Consider the following 1984-nt stretch of genomic DNA (forward strand, 5'->3'; position numbering starts at 1 on the left):
ACTAGAAAAACTTTTAGCAGAAATCAACGCTCACACTTCTTTTAACGTGTCCTATGAGAAAGTCAAAAAAGGGCGGAGTATTGACTCTATTGTCTTTCATATCGAGAAAAAACGCATGGCAGACGATAACAGCTACAAGTTAGACGATAAAGTATATCAAGAGGGTAATAAAGTCAAAGAGGAAACCGAAGATAAGCTAGCTATTGAAGCAATGAAAAGCAAATACACCAAGCTATTGATTGAAAATTTTCTTTTGTCACCATTAGAAATGACAGATACGGCAACAATGGCAGGCTTACAGAAAAATGTGTACCCTCTCTATGACGAACTGAAAGAATTGAGAGGGCTTAATGGAGTCAAAGACCACTTGTCTTATGTATCTAGCAAGCGTGAAGAATATTCTAAGCACAATATCGCTAAGTATTTGAAGAAAGCAATCGAGCAATATCTACCTACGGTTAAAAGGCAGGACTTATGATGAGTGAAAAGTTAAAGACAATTAAAGTGGACCAATGTCAAATATTTAGACACAAAATGAGCTATATTTTTGGAAAGTCAACGAAAAACTAGACACGGAGTTAAGAGAATTTAAGAATTATATTTTTCAAAGTCTTTTGGAGACTTGTAATCAAGACCTGAATGCATCCTTTTTGTATTGTAATAGGTCTCAATGTATTTAAATATTTCTTGAGTAGCCTCAGCTCTTGTCTCAAAATGAGCATCATTAATAAGCTCCCTCTTTAGCGTCTTATAAAAAGACTCCATCATTGCATTGTCATATGGATTTCCTTTACGACTCATGCTAGATTGAGCACCGACTTGACGAAGAGTAGATTGATAACGAGAGCTTGTATATTGACTCCCTTGATCAGTATGGACAATCAAGCCAGGCTGAGGATGTTCTTTCCCACAAGCTTGTAAGAAGCAATCCCTCACCAGTTTATCTTGCATCCGTGAAGACATTGACCAGCCTACAATCTTACGTGAAAAAACGTCGATATTCACGGCTAAGTATAAGGTGCCTTCTTTGGTAGGGATATAGGTCATGTCTCCCAGCCATACTTTATTAGGAGCTGTTGCTTTAAAGATCTGATTAATTAAATTGGGTCTTGAAAGCGAAGCTCCTTTTCTGTTGTAATGTTTATATTTATAACGGCTTCCCTTGGCATAAAGTCCCATCAAGTGCATCAGTTTCCCAACACGTTTCGTGTTGGTCATAATACCAGTATTATGAAGTACCTTGGTAATTCTAACCGCACCATAGCGTCCCTTATGCTCATGAAAGACAGCTTTTATCTTCTCTGAGAGAATTTCTCTCTCCACTTGTTGTTTTGAAGGACGACGATGCATGTATTCATAGAAACCTGAGCGAGAAACCTTAAGAACTTTTACTGCATGTTTAATTTTTATCTTCCCATGATGTTTCAAGAGAAATTCAAAACGTTTTACTTGCTTCGCTTCAAGAAGACCCGGAACTTTTTTAGAAGTTCAAGTTCCTCCTGAAGATAACGATTTTCTTTCTCTAACAATTTAATCTTATGTTGGGCATCAGCTAGGGCTGTCCCATTGCCTGGAAAAGCACTTTCTCCATATTCTTCAACTTCTTGAACCCAGCGATAAAGACTATTGGCATGAACCTCAAGCTCTTGGCTGACTTCTTTAACAGAGTAACCCTCTTCAAGAATGAGTTTTACTGCAGAATTTTTAAATTGTTTATCGAATTTTCTTCTTGCCATAATAAACCTTTCCACGATTTCTCTTAACTTTGTGTCTAGTTTATTATAACCTTTCCACCTTTCATTTTTGTGTCTTAATAGACAGATTATAACACCCAATTTTCTGTCCACTTTTATAGTATAGCTCCAAGGTTTGCAAAAGAACGTCTATCCGCTTTATGACGAGCTAAAGGAATTAAGAGGATTGAATGGGGTCAAAGACCACTTGTCTTATGTGAGAGCCAAGCGAGAAGACTACTCAAAGAAAA

The 1984-nt window shown here is 37.1% G+C and carries 3 protein-coding genes; 2 read left to right on the top strand and 1 reads right to left on the bottom strand.

The window, feature by feature from the left end:
• Window positions 1-478 (top strand): hypothetical protein (locus ABT232_RS38335; protein WP_502975540.1); only part of this gene is annotated, 478 nt, incomplete at its 5' end.
• 110 nt (window positions 479-588) lie between these two features.
• Here ABT232_RS38335 and ABT232_RS38340 read toward each other — a convergent pair.
• Window positions 589-1736 (bottom strand): IS3 family transposase gene (locus ABT232_RS38340; protein ID WP_095586744.1). Its coding sequence is split into 2 segments (ribosomal slippage): window positions 589-1484 and window positions 1484-1736, totalling 1149 coding nucleotides; the frame shifts between segments, so codons are not numbered across the junction.
• Window positions 1737-1869: 133 nt separating this feature from the next.
• On the opposite strand from ABT232_RS38340, the gene ABT232_RS38345 reads away from it, so the two are divergent.
• On the top strand, window positions 1870-1984 hold a 115-nt coding region (locus tag ABT232_RS38345; protein ID WP_351849430.1), incomplete at its 3' end, for a hypothetical protein.

The sequence above is a fragment of the Streptomyces sp. NPDC001532 genome, from assembly GCF_040298625.1.
Classification (GTDB): Bacteria; Actinomycetota; Actinomycetes; order Streptomycetales; family Streptomycetaceae; genus Streptomyces.